Source organism: Agrobacterium rosae, assembly GCF_002915175.1.
Taxonomy (GTDB): Bacteria; Pseudomonadota; Alphaproteobacteria; order Rhizobiales; family Rhizobiaceae; genus Agrobacterium; species Agrobacterium rosae.
In genome coordinates, this window is record NZ_NXEJ01000012.1 from 47,961 (window position 1) to 65,267 (window position 17,307).

The 17,307-nt window shown below is 54.9% G+C and carries 21 protein-coding genes; 9 read left to right on the forward strand and 12 right to left on the reverse strand.

Going from position 1 to position 17,307, the window contains the following annotated elements; all coding sequences use genetic code 11:
* Positions 1-182: 182 nt before the first annotated feature.
* The 3 genes from CPJ18_RS22960 to CPJ18_RS22970 are packed head-to-tail and all read right to left on the reverse strand — an operon-like array spanning position 183 to position 3,802.
* A complete protein-coding gene (locus CPJ18_RS22960; protein WP_103660129.1) occupies positions 183-983 on the reverse strand; it encodes a formate/nitrite transporter family protein in 801 nt (266 codons plus the stop codon).
* Positions 980-3,229 carry an FdhF/YdeP family oxidoreductase gene (locus CPJ18_RS22965; protein ID WP_103660130.1) on the reverse strand — a complete coding sequence of 750 codons (2,250 nt, stop codon included), beginning with the start codon at positions 3,227-3,229 and terminating at the stop codon, positions 980-982. The genes CPJ18_RS22960 and CPJ18_RS22965 overlap by 4 nt, the downstream gene beginning before the upstream one ends.
* Positions 3,230-3,262: 33 nt before the next feature.
* Entirely contained in the window at positions 3,263-3,802 is a 540-nt protein-coding gene (locus tag CPJ18_RS22970; protein ID WP_146258713.1) for a hypothetical protein, read from the reverse strand.
* Between the two features lie 183 nt (positions 3,803-3,985).
* Here CPJ18_RS22970 and CPJ18_RS22975 point away from each other — a divergent pair, with 183 nt between their 5' ends.
* Entirely contained in the window at positions 3,986-4,723 is a 738-nt protein-coding gene (locus tag CPJ18_RS22975; RefSeq protein WP_146258714.1) for a cytochrome c oxidase assembly protein, read from the forward strand.
* A 5-nt stretch (positions 4,724-4,728) separates the two neighbouring features.
* Positions 4,729-5,226 carry a CopD family protein gene (locus tag CPJ18_RS22980; RefSeq protein ID WP_103660133.1) on the forward strand — a complete coding sequence of 166 codons (498 nt, stop codon included), beginning with the start codon at positions 4,729-4,731 and terminating at the stop codon, positions 5,224-5,226.
* On the opposite strand, the gene CPJ18_RS22985 is transcribed toward CPJ18_RS22980, so the two are convergent.
* Positions 5,204-5,701, reverse strand: a complete 498-nt coding sequence (locus CPJ18_RS22985; RefSeq protein ID WP_103660134.1) for a DUF2231 domain-containing protein — start codon at positions 5,699-5,701, stop codon at positions 5,204-5,206. The genes CPJ18_RS22980 and CPJ18_RS22985 overlap by 23 nt on opposite strands.
* A 105-nt stretch (positions 5,702-5,806) precedes the next feature.
* Between CPJ18_RS22985 and coxB the strand changes: the two genes are divergently transcribed.
* The 3 genes from coxB to CPJ18_RS23000 are packed head-to-tail and all read left to right on the forward strand — an operon-like array spanning position 5,807 to position 9,252.
* Positions 5,807-6,424, forward strand: coding sequence for a cytochrome c oxidase subunit II (coxB, locus tag CPJ18_RS22990; protein ID WP_167397968.1), 618 nt, complete (start codon positions 5,807-5,809; stop codon positions 6,422-6,424).
* Positions 6,424-8,928 carry a cytochrome c oxidase subunit I gene (gene ctaD, locus CPJ18_RS22995; RefSeq protein ID WP_103660136.1) on the forward strand — a complete coding sequence of 835 codons (2,505 nt, stop codon included), beginning with the start codon at positions 6,424-6,426 and terminating at the stop codon, positions 8,926-8,928. The genes coxB and ctaD overlap by 1 nt, the downstream gene beginning before the upstream one ends.
* A 3-nt stretch (positions 8,929-8,931) precedes the next feature.
* Positions 8,932-9,252 (forward strand): hypothetical protein, encoded by a 321-nt coding sequence (locus CPJ18_RS23000; protein ID WP_103660137.1) that lies wholly within the window; start codon positions 8,932-8,934, stop codon positions 9,250-9,252.
* A 68-nt stretch (positions 9,253-9,320) separates the two neighbouring features.
* Here CPJ18_RS23000 and CPJ18_RS26910 read toward each other — a convergent pair whose 3' ends face one another.
* Positions 9,321-9,485, reverse strand: coding sequence for a hypothetical protein (locus tag CPJ18_RS26910; protein WP_153367013.1), 165 nt, complete (start codon positions 9,483-9,485; stop codon positions 9,321-9,323).
* Positions 9,486-9,662: 177 nt separating this feature from the next.
* Here CPJ18_RS26910 and CPJ18_RS23005 point away from each other — a divergent pair, with 177 nt between their 5' ends.
* Positions 9,663-9,908: a DUF982 domain-containing protein gene (locus CPJ18_RS23005; protein WP_077122487.1), complete on the forward strand. Its 246-nt coding sequence runs from the start codon at positions 9,663-9,665 to the stop codon at positions 9,906-9,908.
* Positions 9,909-10,010: 102 nt separating this feature from the next.
* Here CPJ18_RS23005 and CPJ18_RS23010 read toward each other — a convergent pair whose 3' ends face one another.
* The 3 genes from CPJ18_RS23010 to CPJ18_RS23020 form a co-directional block, all read right to left on the reverse strand.
* Complete coding sequence (locus CPJ18_RS23010; RefSeq protein WP_077122529.1) at positions 10,011-10,490, reverse strand: MgtC/SapB family protein; 480 nt, start codon at positions 10,488-10,490, stop codon at positions 10,011-10,013.
* A 220-nt stretch (positions 10,491-10,710) separates the two neighbouring features.
* Positions 10,711-11,319: an exopolysaccharide biosynthesis protein gene (locus CPJ18_RS23015; protein ID WP_103660138.1), complete on the reverse strand. Its 609-nt coding sequence runs from the start codon at positions 11,317-11,319 to the stop codon at positions 10,711-10,713.
* Between the two features lie 69 nt (positions 11,320-11,388).
* Positions 11,389-12,003 carry a flavodoxin family protein gene (locus tag CPJ18_RS23020; RefSeq protein ID WP_103660139.1) on the reverse strand — a complete coding sequence of 205 codons (615 nt, stop codon included), beginning with the start codon at positions 12,001-12,003 and terminating at the stop codon, positions 11,389-11,391.
* 473 nt (positions 12,004-12,476) lie between these two features.
* Here CPJ18_RS23020 and CPJ18_RS27665 point away from each other — a divergent pair, with 473 nt between their 5' ends.
* Together CPJ18_RS27665 and CPJ18_RS23030 are read left to right on the forward strand one after the other, a co-directional pair.
* Complete coding sequence (locus CPJ18_RS27665) at positions 12,477-12,668, forward strand: DUF2934 domain-containing protein (RefSeq protein WP_067649921.1); 192 nt, start codon at positions 12,477-12,479, stop codon at positions 12,666-12,668.
* Positions 12,669-12,721: 53 nt separating this feature from the next.
* Positions 12,722-13,030: a SemiSWEET family sugar transporter gene (locus CPJ18_RS23030; protein ID WP_280174250.1), complete on the forward strand. Its 309-nt coding sequence runs from the start codon at positions 12,722-12,724 to the stop codon at positions 13,028-13,030.
* Between the two features lie 81 nt (positions 13,031-13,111).
* On the opposite strand, the gene CPJ18_RS23035 is transcribed toward CPJ18_RS23030, so the two are convergent.
* Positions 13,112-13,363, reverse strand: coding sequence for a DUF6894 family protein (locus tag CPJ18_RS23035; protein ID WP_077122491.1), 252 nt, complete (start codon positions 13,361-13,363; stop codon positions 13,112-13,114).
* A 26-nt stretch (positions 13,364-13,389) separates the two neighbouring features.
* Positions 13,390-13,572, reverse strand: a complete 183-nt coding sequence (locus CPJ18_RS23040; protein WP_103660141.1) for a hypothetical protein — start codon at positions 13,570-13,572, stop codon at positions 13,390-13,392.
* Between the two features lie 312 nt (positions 13,573-13,884).
* Here CPJ18_RS23040 and CPJ18_RS23045 point away from each other — a divergent pair, with 312 nt between their 5' ends.
* Complete coding sequence (locus tag CPJ18_RS23045; RefSeq protein ID WP_103660142.1) at positions 13,885-14,388, forward strand: PAS domain-containing protein; 504 nt, start codon at positions 13,885-13,887, stop codon at positions 14,386-14,388.
* Between the two features lie 78 nt (positions 14,389-14,466).
* Here CPJ18_RS23045 and CPJ18_RS27490 read toward each other — a convergent pair whose 3' ends face one another.
* Together CPJ18_RS27490 and aztC are read right to left on the reverse strand one after the other, a co-directional pair.
* Positions 14,467-15,156, reverse strand: a complete 690-nt coding sequence (locus CPJ18_RS27490; RefSeq protein ID WP_425353163.1) for a ZinT family metal-binding protein — start codon at positions 15,154-15,156, stop codon at positions 14,467-14,469.
* 1,199 nt (positions 15,157-16,355) lie between these two features.
* A complete protein-coding gene (gene aztC, locus CPJ18_RS23055; protein WP_103660144.1) occupies positions 16,356-17,294 on the reverse strand; it encodes a zinc ABC transporter substrate-binding protein AztC in 939 nt (312 codons plus the stop codon).
* Positions 17,295-17,307: the final 13 nt, after the last annotated feature.

Below are 17,307 nucleotides of genomic sequence, written 5' to 3' on the forward strand. Positions count from 1 at the left end.
CATTAAAACTGCCCGCACGCCTCAGGGGGCGAGAACGAGGCCTGTCTCAAAAACATTCCCGATAATCTCAGGCGGCTGCAGAAAGGCTCGACAGCCTACCTCCTACTCTCCGAAGGTCTTGAACAGCATTGGACTTGCGGCGCATGGATTTGCTATGCGGCACGCCGGATCAAAGCCTTCACTTATTGTCGCGAGATATCATGCTCGAACAGATATCCGTAAACCACACCGATCAATCCACCACCGGCAATATTGCCAAGTGTTGCAGCTGAGATATTGCTGACGATCGACGATACGGTGAGCGGGAACACCCCAACTTGGCTTTCGTCGATCATATATGCGTAGGGCAGCAAGTACATGTTGGCCACTGAGTGCTCGAACCCCGCCGCGACGAAGACTGTGACGGGAAGAAGGATCCCCATCAGTTTTTCAGTGACACTCTTGCCCGCCAATGCGAACCACACGCCAAGACAAACAAGAATATTGGCAATGACGCCGCTCGCAAAAACGTTGACAAAGCTCTTTGTGGCTTTTGTGGTTGCAAGCTCGATGGCGGCAGCGCCAACTGAACCATCCCCTGCTTCGTGAAATCGCGCGGCAAGCACGACCACAGCAAGCAAAATCGAGCCGATGAGGTTCGCGACATAGGCCACCAGGAGCGCGCGGGCTGCGACCTTCGCAGAAACTCTACCGAACAGAACGGGACCGGCAAACAGCGTGTTGCCGGTAAACAGTTCGGCACCCGCGATTACCACCGCCGCTAGGCCGAGAGAGAAAACCAGCCCCGCAAGGATTTGGGCTGCCCCGAACGGCATGGCGTCAGCGCCTGCCAGCGCTACGGTAGCAGCGACACCACCCAGGCCAATGTACACTCCGGCCAACACGCCCAGGATTGCGATCGTTTTGATCGGCTGCCCCGCCTTGAGGGCCAACGCTTCGAATATGGTTTTGGTCAATTCTGCAGGCTTGGGAAACTCGCTCATGCCGGAGCAACTCGTACGGGAATGGACTTAGCCGCAGGTGTCTTGCTCTCCTCATCGTGCTGCCAAAGTGGAATGAGCGAGTTGCATTCGGGGAAATATCCAGCGCAGCTACCGGGCGGCAGATCGTAGTCGATGAGTTGCATGCCATTCAGCACGCGGACGATCCCGTCGTCCACCGCTGTGGTGATGCTGGCCAATCCATCCTTCGCAATCCCCAATCGGACACGATCATCTGCATTGATCATCAGGATCATGCGGGATTTGTGGATACCGCGCAGTCGGTCGTCATAGCCATAAACGGTGGTGTTGAACTGATCGTTGGAGCGCAAGGTGATGAGGCTCAGTACGTTTCGATCTTCTCCCGTCGAGAAGCCGGAACAGAGGGCTTTGGGCAGCTTGAAATTTGCCTTGCCCGTGTCCGTCTCCCATAGACGTTTTCTGGCCGCGACGGGACGCGGGAAGCCGCCAGGAATATCAAGGCGCTTGTTGAAGTCCTTGAATGGTTCAGGGAACGTCGCCTCTATGGCATCTCGGACCAGGCTATAATCATCAACCCATTCATCCCAGGGAGCCTTGGGATTGGGCGCCAGCGCGTGCTTTGCAATCTCCGCCACGATCTTGGGTTCTGACAGCAGGCTTTCAGCAGCGGGCTTGTATTTGCCACGGGAGGCATGAATGCAGGTCGTTGAATCCTCGATAGTGACGATCTGCGGGCCGGTCGCCTGCTCATCGATTTCGGTTCTGACCAGCGTGGGCAAAAGATACGTCGTTGCACCAGTAATGAGATGGCTCCTGTTAAGCTTCGTTGCGATCTGCACGGAAAGATCAAGCCCACGCCATTTCTCTTCCATCAACGTCCGCTCTGGAATGGCGCGCACGAAATTGCCACCCAGGCCAATGAAGGCTTTTATGCTGCCATTGATAATGCCTTCACAGGCCTCCACCGTGTTGACTCCATCCTTGCGCGGTGGCTCGAAGCCATATTGCTCGCCCAACAGCTCCAACGGAACCAGCTCGGTCTTTTCAGATATACCGACCGTTCTTTGACCCTGCACATTGGAGTGACCGCGCACGGGACAGATTCCAGCGCCAGGTCTGCCAATATTACCGCGCATGAGCAGGAGATTGATCAGCATCTGTACGTTGCTGATGCCGTACCTGTGTTGCGTAAGACCCATGCCATAGATCGCAATAACGTTGCGAGCTTTTGAATAAGTCCGCGCCGCAGCCTCGATGGAGGAATGGCTAAGGCCGGATGTGGCAAGAATATCGGACCACGGCATGGCCCGAACATAGTTTTCAAACTCGGCCATACCGTGTGTATGTTCCTCGATAAACGCGACATCCAGCACACGCGGCCGACCATTGGCAACGGCCTCATCATCCCAGTCGAACAGACATTTGGCCATGCCGACCATGGCGGCAATATCGCCGCCTGCGCTGACCTGATAATATTGTGTGGCGATATCCGTCGGCTTGTTGGTCAGCATCTGACCCGGACGCTGTGGATTGACGAATTCCCTCCAGCCGCGCTCTTTGAGGGGGTTGAACACGATTACCGGCGCGCCGCGTTCCCGCACTTCCTGCAAGCTATGGAGAAGCCGCGGCGCATTGGTACCAACATTCTGCCCGAACGACAGAATGCAGTCCGTATGCTCGTAATCCTCCAGCAGAACAGTGCCAACGGGCGTTCCGATGCTCTGAGGCAGTGCGACGGACGTCGTTTCATGGCACATGTTGGAACTGTCGGGGAGATTGTTGTTTCCGTAAAGGCGCGCCAGCAACTGGTACATATAGGACGTTTCCAAAGAGGCGCGGCCTGATGCGTAAAAGACGACGGATTCCGGATCGTAGCCTTTCAGTTTAGCGCCTATATCCGCAAATGCCTCGGACCATGTTACTTCCTGATATTTGTCGGTTTCCACATCATAGCGCATGGGATGCGTCAGACGGCCTTCGTTTTCCAGATCGTAATCGGCCCACTCAAGCAATTCAGTGACGGTGTGTTTGGAGAAAAACTCGGGCGCGGTACGCTTGGCCGTCAGGTCCCAGAACGTCGCCTTGGCACCGTTTTCGCAAAATTCTGCCAGATGCGGCTTGCTCGGCTTTGCCCAGGCGCAGCTGGTACACGCGTAACCACCCTTTTTGTTGTGATCGGTCATCAGGCCGGGGGCCGTTCTTACGGCCTTCTGTGTGACCGCATTCTTGACCACGGATTTGATCGATCCCCAACCGCCTGTTGGCATTTTGTATGGCGCATAATGGACTTTTTTCACTGATCATCTCTCTTCTTTGGAACGCAGGCAAACGAAGTCGGCTACCTGCCCGTTCTCTGGCTGATCTCCATTGCTTTTTGCGAACTTTTGAAAGCTTTCTGAAACCTGATGAAAACACTCATCGGGCACAGATACTCGAACAACAGTCGCTCCGTTCAGAAGCTCCCGATTGATCTCTTCAGGTTCTGTAAAGCCACTAGACAAAAGAGTACCAAGTAGGCCGCCGGCAGCACCACCAGTAGCACCGCCAGCTGCCGCGCCAGTGATCGCCGTGACCAACCAGCCTGACGCTACGAGGGGGCCTGCCCCGGGGATAGCGACCAAGCCTAACCCAGCCAACGCACCACCTACGCCCCCGAAAATGCTGCCTGCTCCCGCTCCCGCTACCGCACTTGTCTCTGCGCTTGGATGCGGCGAAGGCATCGATGCGGGATCGTAAGCAAAAATCGCGATATCTCGACTATCAATCCCAAGGCGTTTCACACAGCGAACCGCCTGCTCAGCGCCGTAGCGATATTGGAAAAGCCCTGTCACACGCGGCATCATCCGCTCCCTTGATTGCAATCAAAGGTTATTAAATCACTCAAATTGCTGATCGTTCCGAAATAATTCTATCGATAGCTGTAACTAAAGCGTGAAATTAAGAGATAGGAACCGTTCGCGCCGACGTACGTTGCTTCCTTCAAAGCAGCAACTCGCACCGTTTAACGAACAGGAAACAAATTATTGCCGAGTACGCTCGACCCCTATTGCGGCGCGGCTCCCACGCTCCAAAATGCACTATCCTCGTGGAATCTCGATCCCGTTCTCATTGCTTGTCTGGCGTGTTCTGCAGGCGCGTTTCACTATGTCACGCCACGCCCAAAGGCTTGGAAGACGGGCATAGTTCTGATGCTGCTGATTGTCGCATTCGTCTCACCATTCTGCGCTATCACCAGCGCCCTATTCTCGGTAAGACTAGCCCATCACGTTCTTCTCGGTTCCGTCGTTGCACCTTTTGTAGTGATGGTTAGCCCTGCGACCAAACGATGGCTGACGAAGCTTCCTCTCGAAGCCGTCTTTGTTGCGCACACTGCAATCTACTGGGTCTGGCATCTACCGTTTGGTTATGCCTTCGCTCTGTCTGGCACCTGGCAATATTGGCTGATGCAGATCGCGCTCATCTTTGCCTCTGTCCTGCTGTGGCAGGCTTTGCTGTCGCGCAACACGTCAGTGGTGGCCACCACCAGCCTTGCACTCGGCACCATGGTGCAAATGGGCTTTCTCGGTGCCATCCTCACATTCGCACCGAGCCCGCTTTTCGAAGCACACTTCGCAACGACGCAGACCTTTGGCCTGACACCGCTCGAGGACCAGCAACTGGCGGGTGTGCTGATGTGGACGCTGGGCTTTGTGCCCTACGTCACCGTGGTGCTTTGGTGCATGCGCACCCGGCTGCTCTTTCCTCGCCCAGTAGAACAGTGAACGCGATGGTCTTCGTAAAATTCCTGCACATCATGGCCATTTCGGTCTGGGCAGCCGGGCTTGTCAGCTTGCCGGGCCTCTATGTACAGCGCGCTCATATTGTGAAGGACAATGATCTCTACCGGCTTCAGAAGATCGTCCGGTTCTCTTACGTACGCGTTCTTTCGCCCGCAGCCTTCGTCGCAATTGCGACGGGCACTGGTCTCATTTTTCTGCAAAACCCGTTCAGTGCGTGGTTCTCCATGAAGCTTGCACTTGTCGGCATCATGGTCGTTATTCACGTCATGACTGGGCTCGTCATCATCCGGCTTTTCAAGGACGGCGAAGTTTATCCGGTTTGGCGGTTTGTCTCTGTCACCATAGCGAGCGGTGTGGTGGTGGGGGGTATCTTCTTTCTGGTTCTGGCGCGCCCAGAAGCACCCTTCGCTCTGCCATCGGGATGGGTAGAGCCAGGCGCGCTTAAGCTGATCGTCTCACAGGTCAGTCCTTGGGAGATACCATGAGGCCGATGCCATGATCGAAGATCAATTTGCCACCATGCCATCCTGCCAGTCCGGTCAGAACGGATGCCAGAAGCGAGAGACCCAGCCCGTGCGGAAGAACCGCGATGCTTTCGGTGACGCGTCCGCCCCAATTGGTGCCAGCAACGGCTATCAGCGACATCGCAGCGATTCCGTGCGCCCAGCTGGCCACGCGTGCGCGAATACCCGAAACCAGCAGGAGTTCTGCAGTGCCGATCAGTCCGGCCCCGATGCCGCTGAAGAAAGCACCACCCGATGCCCAAAGTGCCGCCCTCGTCCAGAAACTGTCGCCGCTCCACCAGAACATGACATCCGCGGCCAAAGTGGCGATCACCAGTGCGATGGGAAAGTGCACCGTCATGGCGTGAAGGGGATGACCGGCCACCGCAACCGCAGAGTTGGTGGTCTTCTCTTCTACCTTCGAAATCACCGGGTTCGGCCTATCAGTGTCTGGCATCCATCTTCTCCTGTTTGGCTATCAACACCGCGATTTGCTGTCCGGTTCCGGTTGTTCATCCCGTTGGGGGTCGCAAGCGCTATGCTCTGCGGCTGTCAAGGGGAGTTGTCGACGCTGGATCCCGCCGGACCATCGACGGCAGCTTTTGCAAAACTCTGGTGGGCGATGCTGGCAGGTTCGGCCATCATCTTCGCACTCGTCATGGTCCTGCTCGTCACCGTCCTGATAGCGCGGGGGCGTTTGAAATTCATCGATCCGAAGCGCTGGATCGTGCTGGGCGGCGTCCTCATGCCCATCCCTATCCTCATCGCTTTGTTGGGCTATGTCTTCTATCAGGGCGAGAGAATGTTTGGTGCAAACACACCGTATCCGGCGGTCACGATTTCGGCAACGGCCAGAATGTGGAGCTGGGAGTTCGCCTATGAGATTGACGGCAGGCGGGTAGTCTCCCGCGACCTTCTGCACGTTCCAGTCGGTCTGCCAGTGAAAATCGATACGACCAGCGTCGATGTCATCCACAGTTTCTGGGTGCCACGGCTTGGCGGCAAGATCGATTCCATTCCCGGTCAAGTCAACACGATCACCCTGCTCGCGGATATCGAAGGCACATTCGGCGGAGTCTGTTCGGAATATTGCGGAGAAGGCCACGCGGGCATGAACTTCCGTGTCCAGGCCCACAACGAAACCGACTTTGAAAACGCATTGAGGAATTTAGCCCCGTGATGGACCAATCCATACCCACGCAGAAGCTGTCTCCAATCGCCTTGCACAGGCAGCTTGATGCGATCTGGAATGCCGGTTCGGGCATCAAGCGATTTGCCGCGGTCAATCACAATGTCATCGGCAAACGTTTCATGGTGACGGCGCTGGTTTTTTTCGCGATTGGCGGATTTTTGGGCATGCTAATCCGCACGCAGCTGGCCACGGCCTCAAACGGGTTCATGGACGCCGCGCAATATGCGCAGGTCTTTACCATGCACGGGACAATCATGATGTTCCTGTTTGCCATCCCGTTTTTCGAAGGTCTGTCCATGTATCTTCTGCCGAAGATGCTGGGCGCGCGGGATCTGGCCTTTCCCAGATTATCCGCCTACGGTTATTGGTGTTATCTCTTCGGCGGCTCGATGCTGATTTTCGCCCTCGTCACGGGCATTGCCCCGGATGGCGGCTGGTTCATGTACACGCCGCTCTCCTCATCTAAATACAGCCCCGGTATCAATGCCGACATCTGGTTGCTGGGCATCACTTTCGTGGAGATTTCCGCGATCAGCGCCGCCATCGAAATCGTGGTCACGATCATCCGCATGCGTGCACCCGGAATGTCACTGGTGCGAATGCCGATCTTTGCGTGGTACATGCTCGTGGTCGGCGGCATGATGCTCGTGGGGTTTCCGCCCCTCATCCTCGGTTCGATCCTTTTGGAAGCGGAACGGGCCTTCGACCTGCCGTTCTTCGATCCCGACCGCGGCGGCGATCCGCTTTTGTGGCAGCATCTATTCTGGCTGTTCGGACACCCGGAGGTCTACATCATCTTTCTGCCGGCCGCAGGCGCGCTGTCCACCATCATCCCGGTGCTGGCGAGAACGACGCTGACCGGCTACGAAATCATCATTGCGGCTTTGGTGGCCATGGCCTTTCTTTCTTTCGGCCTGTGGGTGCACCACATGTATACGGTGGGCATTCCCCATGTCGCCCTGTCGTTTTTCTCAGCGGCAAGCGCGCTTGTCGCCATACCAACGGCGATTCAGATTTTCGCCTGGCTTGCGACGATGGCGCAGGGAAGGCCGCAGATCAGCATTCCCATGCTGCACATCATCGGATTTTTCTTTGTTTTCGTCATGGGTGGATTGACCGGGGTGATGCTGGCCATGGTTCCGTTCGACCAGCAGGCACATGATACCCACTTCGTCGTCGCGCATCTGCATTACGTTCTTGTGGGCGGCTTCCTGTTTCCGATGCTTGCGGGTCTTTATTACTGGGTGCCGCACATCAGCGGACGCCAGCCCGTGCAACATCTGTCGCATGCAGCGTTCTGGATGATCTTCGTCGGCTTCAACCTGACCTTTTTCATGATGCACTTGACCGGCCTGCTGGGAATGCCGCGCAGGATATATGCCTATCCCGAGGGCTCGCCGTGGGAATGGCTAAACCTGCTTTCGTCTTTCGGCAGCTTCATCATGGCAATGGGCTTCATGCTCGTCGCGCTCGATATGGTGTTGATCTACATCTTCGGAAAACCCTTCCGGCGCAATCCCTGGAAAGCGGGAACGCTTGAATGGGCCATGCCCACACCTCCACCATCCTACGGCTTCGCGTCGATCCCCCGCATTTCTGAACGGGCCGACAATCTGCCGATCGACAAGCTTGGGGCAGAACTGGCCGCAGGCAAGGGTTATCTGGGCTTTTCACGCAATGGCTGGATGGAAACACTTGGGGTCGATGCCATTTCGGGCGAACCCAATCACATCATCCTTCTGCCGAGACCGACCTACCTGCCCCTGTTCACGGCAATCACAACTGGCGGGGTCTTCGTATCGCTATTGCTGAAGCTCTATCCGGTCGCGGTGATTTTCGGAATGGCAACGCTTGGCCTGTTCCTGCTCTGGACCCGCAACCCGGATGCCAAGACGGATCGTGGCCTCCTCGACGCTTCCAGCGACTGCCGCATTCCTTTGCATTTCGAAAGTCGTGAGGCGCCGACCATTCTGGCGATGCGTCTGGTGCTCGTTGCCAATGCTACGCTGTTTGCATCGCTGTTGTTCGGCGGCCTTTTCGTGTGGGTTTCCAACCTTGGTCCAAGACCAATCACCGACGTTGTAACCACCGCAGGTGCGGCTTGGATCATACCCCTCGCCATTTTTGCAGCATGTGCAGGCGCGGCATCGGGCGTGAAAAAGGGGCTGTATCGTCCCATGTTTCTCGCATCGCTCATCGCCTATGGTCTGGCAGCGACGCTGTTGCTGGTGGAATTGCACAGACGTTTTACCATCGCCACGTCTACGGCCCTCAACGCCGTCGAATTTGCGGTCTCCTGCTACCTGCTTCTTCACCTTGGCCTTGGACTGGTTTTTGCCGGTTTTGGCCTGTGGCGCACGGGGGAATATGTTTCTGACGCACGGCAGAACGATCTGCGAATTGGTTCTCTCTGGCACCGGTACTTTCTTGGCGTCGTCCTGATCACGTGGCTGTATCCACTTCTCCTCACAACGCTGACGCCAGGAAGATAAGCCATGCGATATCGCCTGCTCATCCTCATTCTCGGACCATACATATTGTGGAGCGTCTATTTCGTCACGCTCTACGGGGTCCAGGCCATCGGATGCAGGGCGAACTGGGACACGGCTTTTCTGCCCGGCTTTTCTGTGCTGAGAGTGGTACTTGTGGCTATCCTGGCGGCATCGACCATTCTGTCGGTGGCAATGTATATTCTGGCCGGGCGATTAGAAATGAACCAGTTGGTGATCAAAAGGATCGGGCGCTACTGCGCAGCCGCAGGAATATTATCGTCCATGATCACCTTTCCGGGCGTTTTGTGGTTGGAATTGTGTTGAACGCCGCACTGAACCTTCACGCAATCAAGTTGCCTCTATCTCGAGGCAGCCGGCAACCTAATCTCACGTTAGCCCTGGGGCTGAATAACCACTTTGACGCAAACGTCTGTCTTGCCGCGGAACGTCTTGCAGGCATCTAGTCCTTCTTCAAGCACGATACGGTAAGTGATCGGGAACGAAGGATCGATTTTGCCATCGACGATCAATTGTATTTTCGTCTGAAGCGTTTCCATTGCTTGGTTCAGGTCTCACCCACCCGAAATTTAGGGAAAAGGTTCTTGTTCCACCGTCCAACATGGCTTGAGATGGCTGGTTTACTTCGAAACAAAAAATCATTTCGTCAGCTATGTGAGCCGGAACTAAACAAGGGGTTCGACGTTTGTGGCGCACTTTATTCAGGAGTTGCAAATATGTCCGGACCAAGTGCTCGTTGGAGCGCCCCTGTCGAGTTTAATTTCCCATCGAACGGCTCCTATGAGGTGGGCGGCCCATTCGAAGCGCTCGTGCATATGACGGAACAGTGGCCAGCTGTCCAAGGCCCAAATTTTGTGAGAGCCCGAAGCGCCTGCCGGGCGGCACTGGCGGGACATAAATCTGTCGATGATGCTCGCACCGCTTTTGAGGCTGCGGTCGCAGAAGCGCGCCATCGACACTAAAATTTGCTACTGCGGTTCTGGAACAAATGACATCTGGTCGAGCTTAGTGCCCCGTAACCATGTTCATTGGTCTGCGCTACTCGTTTGCGGTGGCCAAGGTAATTACTCTTGATCCGGCGGTTTAACCGGCAAGTTGACAGGGTTCCCTTCGGACTTAAAGTTGGTCATCACTCTCAAGGTCGCGAAAGTGACAACTGAGAGAACAATTGCTGTGTCATATGATCCCAGCCCCACTGCAGCGCCAATGGCACCTGTCGCCCATATGCTCGCAGCCGTTGCAGTTCCGCGCGTTCCCATTTTGCCGACAAGGATCGCTCCGCCTCCGATAAAACCGACGCCATTGATCAGACCTTCAAGCACCCGGGCGGTTGCCTCTGCATTGCCGAGCGTGATCTTTTCCGACGCTTGTATGAAGCCACATGCCGCAATCGCAACCAATGGAAAGGTCCGGAGGCCCGCGCTTCGCTCATGTTGCTCGCGGTCCCATCCAATAGGAAGTGCGAGAAGATACGCTACAAGTAATGCGATCAGATGAGGAAAGAAGTTGAGTTCAATGCCAAACGATAAAAGCCATTCGCTCAAGTGACGTCCTCCGGTGCCATCCATGGCCGAGTGTTTCGTTTCCGCCGCTTTTCGATCAAAATGTGAAGGCGTAGTCGTGAAACGGTATATTCAAATTTCGACATATTGGAAGATAACTATCACGGCAAAAGATTCGTTAAAGGCCAAACGGTTTGCCGTAAGGCGTTAGATGGAGAAACACTCGTACGAGGATATAACGCGTGATCCGGTTACCCCTGACTTACAATTCTGACAGCGTTCTGAACACTGCGTAGCCCGTCCCGGTAGCTAATAGCAGTGCTAGACATGCTAGCAGGCCGTCGCGCGCAGCAAGTGACAACCCGATGAGAGCTACTGCCGCCATCGGTAAAGTGCTCGCAAAAGGAATGAGTTCAAGTGGTGGTACTGTCGCACAAAGGGCGATAGACAATGCCGCCAGCCCCTGAAGAAAAGGTGGTTTCGTTGCCCACGCTAGTCGCGGGCGAACTACCTTGTCGATCCATTGCGATGCGGGCTCGATCTTCTCAATTCCACGCTCAATCTTGCGGCCACTTACCTTTCTTTTTTCCAGCCAACCGGGAAGCCATATATGCGCTCGCCCGAACACGATTTGTATGGCAAAAAAACTGACAGCAAGTGCAATGACGCTCGGAAGGCCCGGGATTCCTCCGATTGGGCTAATCTCGATGAGCGCCGGGATTGTCAGAAAAGGTCCGAAACTGCGTTCTCCAACTGTTTCCCTTATCTTATGAATTGATAGTTCTTCAGAGTCTCGCGCGAGAGCCTTGATATCTCGGAGAAGCCCACCGAGGTTCTGCTGTCTTAGGTCAGCGTTAGCCTCCGAGGTCATATATCGTTTCCAATATCTACGCGCTCAAAGCGGGGCAAAAGTTGTAGGCCGATCTACATGGGGCCAAACTCATTGCTCACCGGGATATTGATGCCCCTGCAGGAGGTTGGCGAGATGCGCCGTGTTCCGTACCAGCATTTCCACCATCGTCGTTACCGTGTCGGGGGTCTCATCCAAATCGACGGAGTTGGTCGATCCCATTGCTTCACCAACCCAATAGGCGACGGCGTTTGCCGGGATCGTAAAGCCGACATCATTCAAGGCCTGGAAAACTTCGGCAGACACATGATGGGCACCGTCCTCATTACCAACCACAGCGACAGCGGCAACCTTTCCATAAGAAACCATACGACCTTGGTCATCGGTTTCCTCCAAAAACGCATTCATGCGCTCCAGCGCCCGCTTTATGACGCTTCCCGGCTGCCCAAGCCATATAGGGGTGCCGACAAGAAGGATGTCCGCATTTAGAATTTTCGTCCTTATCGCGGGCCAAGCATCGCCCTCCCCCTCATCAGATGTGACGCCGGGCTTGATGTCGTGATCTGCCAGCCAAACCGTCTCTGTCACTGCATCGAAAGACTTGAATTCCTCCGCTATGAGGTCAAGCAGACGTGCGGTCGACGATGTCTCTGTTGATGATGATGATTTGAGAGTGCCGTTGAGGGCAAGAACCTTCAGTGCCATATCTTCCTCCAGAAAAATGTGTGTTCGTTCAGCAATCTCTATCACGATGATCGACGGCCCAGGATCAGCTAAACAACTGCCATGCCAACCTTGGAACGGGGTATTTGGTTCCCCGAAACATGCGGTTCACATTCGGTCGTCACGTGAACACCCGACCGCCGCATCCGGCAGTTTGTCACAATTGGTCAACCGATGGAGATGATGAAAATAAGCCCACAAGATTTGGAGGCGCTGAATATCGCAATCGGTCGGTCGTGCCGATCAACCTGAGAACAACGATCATTCCCTTCGACGTCCATGAGACCAGCAAATCATATGATCTGGACACTGGTCCTTTGACTTATGCTATCCTCGCTGAGCGCCACAAAGGACGAAAATCGTTCCTTCAAGCCCCAGGAACATTGTCGATGCTGAACAGTTGAAAGGCCTGCCAGTCCGGCTTGAATATCAACAAAGAGACCCGAGCAGCACCAATGAACGAGAAACGGGATATCTGGATCAGCGCACGCGCATATGCACTTTGGGAAGAAAACGGGCGGATAAACGGACACGATAACGAACACTGGCTGCAAGCCGTCCGAGAATACGAGCTTATGATGCAAACCCGCGCATCGCCTGATGGTTCGGAAATACTGGCCATCCGAAAACACGAAGAGACGACTTAGCCGTGGACGACATTCGTCAGAGCAACAATGGGTCGATACTATCGAAACTAGTCATGAGGGGCCGCCTGCTGGCGCTCACAATAGCAGCATCTGCACGAAGGAAACATTCATTGGATACCGCTCTGTTGGTCGGATACCTTGCCTCGATGTGTTCGGTCTCAAGCTTCGTTCCACAGGTCTATAAGGTTGTCAGGACCGACGATACGAAAGCAATCTCAACAGGAATGTACTGTCTCACGGTTACAGGATTTGCGCTCTGGACCGCATTCGGGGTGATGCGCACCGAATGGCCTATCATCTTGACAAATTCCGCTTGTTTCTTTTTATCCCTGGTCATTCTCGTAAAAAAGCTAAGATCGTAGGCGCTCTCGAACGGGTGTGCCATAACAATCGGTCCGAGTTAAATATAGGTGAGAGGCTGAATGGGGTCGAGCGGGGGCGCGTCAGGCGTCTTCAGCAATCACACCTCTCGACACCGAATTCAACAGTATCCTGTCCATTGAAGACCCATCCGAGCGCGCAATCTCAAAATAGATTCCGTTTAGGTCGTCACCGTTAATCATTCTGTCCGCGGCCAGTTCTCGCGCAGTCTTCATCGCCTCTACACACGCATTTTTGTCATTCGCAAATTCAGCGCCGTGCTCGTCGATCATCTCGCCGTCTTCATCGTGGACACGGAAAAAATACATTGGCATGGCGTTACCGTTCGAGTGGGAATCGATTATTTTCCCGGTTCGTCAGTTTGGATATGGTGGGCTTCGAGAAGTGCGATCATCTCGTCTGCCTCGTCCTCTGTCAGCGCATCAATAGGAAGGTCATCGACTGTAGCCGGACTTGCCGTGACAGAGTCGATGACGGTCCAAAATTCATCATGAATGTTTTTTCGTTTTTCGAACTGGCTCATGGCGTAATTTCATCAAAATGACTTTGTGGGTCAATACGAGTTCTTGCGACCAATAAATTCCAGTCTCGCAGATAGTGGTGGTGAACGGCGTCAGCTGAAGAGGCTGCAAGGGCCGATGGTTGGAGCCTCGGTATGACGGCCATACGCTCGTGTACGTGGCGGTCGCTGATCCTCGGTGATATTTGTGGTTCGCAACTAAACCGAATTGTTCTGCGGACCGTAATGTTAATCGATCGTGAGTGGTGATTGCACTGCCAATCATCCCTCACGGCACGGCATGTTGGCATGAAAAGAACAAGAGCTACGACAGGTATGGAAAATCCAAGACCGAAATTAATCGAACACTCGATGCAAGGAGCAGGCTTTTATTCGTGGTCACTCCACACGAATATTCTGACGGCCGACAAGGCATATGCGGACATCTACGAGATCGACGAGAGAGAGCTGGCGCATGGGTTACCGGTCGAGTACATCCTCGCCAGGATCGCTGACCAAGACCGTCCCCGGTTGGCAGCTCGAATTCATGACGTCATTCTTGGCGGGCAGTCATTTGTTTCGTCGTACGGCATCGTTTGTCCGAGCGGCTGCACGAAAGCTCTTCTGAGCATGGGCTCGTGTTCGAGAGACGCAAACGGCGATCCGTCAATCTATACTGGAATCGTTCTCGTCGAGCGGAATTTCGGCAATGCAGTGGAAGCCGTGCAACTCGAGTCCCAGATTTCGGCGGCGATCGATTTAGCAAGAAACGGCAGGCACGAGCTTACTGAACGCTATCTCGTGTCGGCGCATAAATCATTGGCGACCACTGGGCTGTAACGACCTGTCTGCCATTCGGCATTTCACACTAGCATCCGGCGTTTCGCTGCCGGATGCTGTGTTGGGTAACTCGATCGATCAATGAGCCTTCATTTCGCTAACGATCTGTTCTGGCTTCAATGACGACGGGTAGTAGGTCGGCCAATTGGTGACTTCGTTTAGCAGGGCGGCACGGTCTTTTCCCCAATAGAGGTGGTAATGGTCAGCCTTGTTCGGAGCAATTCCGTGATCGCTAAACTGGATGTATTGGGGAGCCGTCGCGTCACCGCCTGTCTTCTTGAAGATGAACCGTACGCCTCGATTGCCCTTCTTGTAGGTCAGGATTTCCTTGCCGTCATAGGTGTAGGTGCCCTTAGACGGCTGGCCGTCCTTGTAGAAGGTCACAGCATCACCCTCAATCGTGATGCGGTCCACGTCCGTCTTGTAGCCGACTTCGTACTCGGCGCGGATGTCGTCTATGCTTGAAGTGCCCTTCTCTGCCTTATGCTTCCATACCGGATCAAGAGTGCCATCTTTGAGGTAAGGATAGACCGACTGCCAGTCTCCAGCATAGTCAGACAGCGGACGGTCCTTGACCTGGCTGTCTTCGAAATAACCCTTGTAGATCTGGGGATCACCGTGGCTGTGGGCGTGATCGTGACCGGTATGGTCGTGAGCTTCGCCGTCAGCGTGCTCATGGACTTTGCCGCTGCCACCAGCAACCGCAATATTGTAGGGCTTGCCTTCAACCTTGATTGTGCCAACCTCTTTCAGGTCCGTCTTGGAAATTCGACGCACCAGTCCGGCATTGGGATCACTCAGGACGACTTCATCTCCAGCCATGGCGATACGCGGGCGCGGATCGTTCCAGTGGCCGTCCATTGAGTAGGGCTCGGTTACCTTGGCGCTTTTGGAAATCTTGCCGTCGAGCACGTCGATCTGGTGCAGTGAGCCATCTTCGGTCAACACGTATCCGAAGCGGGCGTTGGCCGGGTCGACTGCGAAATCAACGCGGCGGAATGGCAATTCGATATAGCGGAAGTGCCGTTCATCCGCGGGATCAACGACAACGAGACCCTTGGCACCGTAGTTGCCGAGAAACACCTGCATGCTCTTGGCACCCAGCAACGTGCCGGTTGTCTCGCCGCTCGGCAGATCGGCTGGATAGGTCAGCATCTTGGTCACCGGGCCTTCAGCGCTCGCGGTAACGGTCAGAATGCCTTCCTTGCATCCAGCGGCGAGGAAAGCGCCCGAAAATGCTTCGCCGTGAATGCCTGTGCAGGTCGCAACATCGCCTGTGGGTGTGCCGTCTTCCTTCACCGCACGCAAGCCGACGCGCGTTGGAGCCTTATCGCCTTCAACCGGGGCATCGGAGGCAACCGTCGTCACCCAGCCATTTCCCACTGGCGCCGCAAAACCGTGATGGGCACGCGCCTGCTTAAGCCGTGTCGATTCAATCTCGCCATCGGTCAACTCGTGCGCATCGATGATTTCGTTGTAGCCACCCTTGTCGAAGTTGATGACGATCTTGCCGTCATGGTCGATGACGTGAAACGGGCGTGGACCGGTCAAAGCTTTTTCTACGGCCGACGGATCGGTAATCTCGATATCCGAATGGTCTCCATGAGAGTGGAGAGAAATGCCGCTATTGATAAAGTTGACGGCATCATTGTCAGACTGAACGGCGACAATGCTGGCACCATCATTGACGCTGTAGAGCTTATTCTGGCCGACTGTGTCGAACGTCCAGCGCTTCTCGGGTTTGCTCAGGTCGAATGCCGTGACCTTCGGACCCTTATGGTCGCCGACGAACACGCGATAGAGCGTTACGCTGTCTTCATCGTCCTGGGCAAAAGCAGCCGACCCCAACAGGGTCGCAGATAGCGCCAGCGCAGATACGCCTCGGGTTAAGTATCTCATTCATCTCTCCTTTTAATGATATTACATAACGCTGACGTTATGGATTTCTCCGTCTGATCTGACGGGTCTTAGCCGCGGTTGATCGCAACTTTCAGGGTTTGGACGTTATAACGCATCATCTCGATATAGCTCGGTGCAGGTCCATCGGCAGGCGACAGGGCGTCCGAATACAAGGTGCCGCCAAGCTTTAGTCCCGCTTCCGATGCGATCTGCTCAACGAGGCGCGCATCCGAGATATTTTCTGCAAAGACAGCAGCAGCACGCTTCTCGCGGATCTCACGAATGAGCGAGGCGACGTCTGCGGCAGATGCTTCGGATTCGGTTGAAACACCTTGGGGTGCCAGAAACGCCACGCCATAATCTCGCTCGAAGTAGCGGAAGGCATTGTGTGCGACAACCGCCACACGCCGCTCCTGCGGGATAGCGCTCACGGCAGCTTCGATCTCATTGCCGAGCTCCGTCAATTGTCCTTCGTAAGCGGACGCATTTGCTTCATATGTCGAGCAGCCCGGTGCGTCTGCATCACAAAAGGCTTTGGCGATGTTGCGGATATAAATCTTCGCGTTGCCGACAGACTGCCAGGCATGGGGATCGTTTGGCGTTGCATGAAAGATCGGTTTTCCGTCGACGTAGTGATAATGGCCACCTGCCGGGTCATTCAAGATGTCCGCCCCTTCGGTCAGAACCGTCACTTTAGCTTTGGCTTCGCTTGCTTGTATCAGACGGTCCATGAAGCCCTCAAAGAGCAACCCGTTGACCAGAATGACGTCCGCCTTTGCCAGAGCCAAGGCATCGGCCGGCTTTGGCTCGTAAACATGGGCGTCACTGTTCGGCCCAACCAAAGTTCGCAAAGCGATCCGCTCGCCGCCGACAGCTTTCGCGAAATCGCCGATGATCGAAAAACTGGCGACGACAGATAGCTTTTCCGCACGCGCGAGCGCGGGAACAGCCAATGACGCAAGTGACATGACGGCCAAGGTGGTTATGAACCTTTTGACGTTCTTCATAATGTTTCCAATG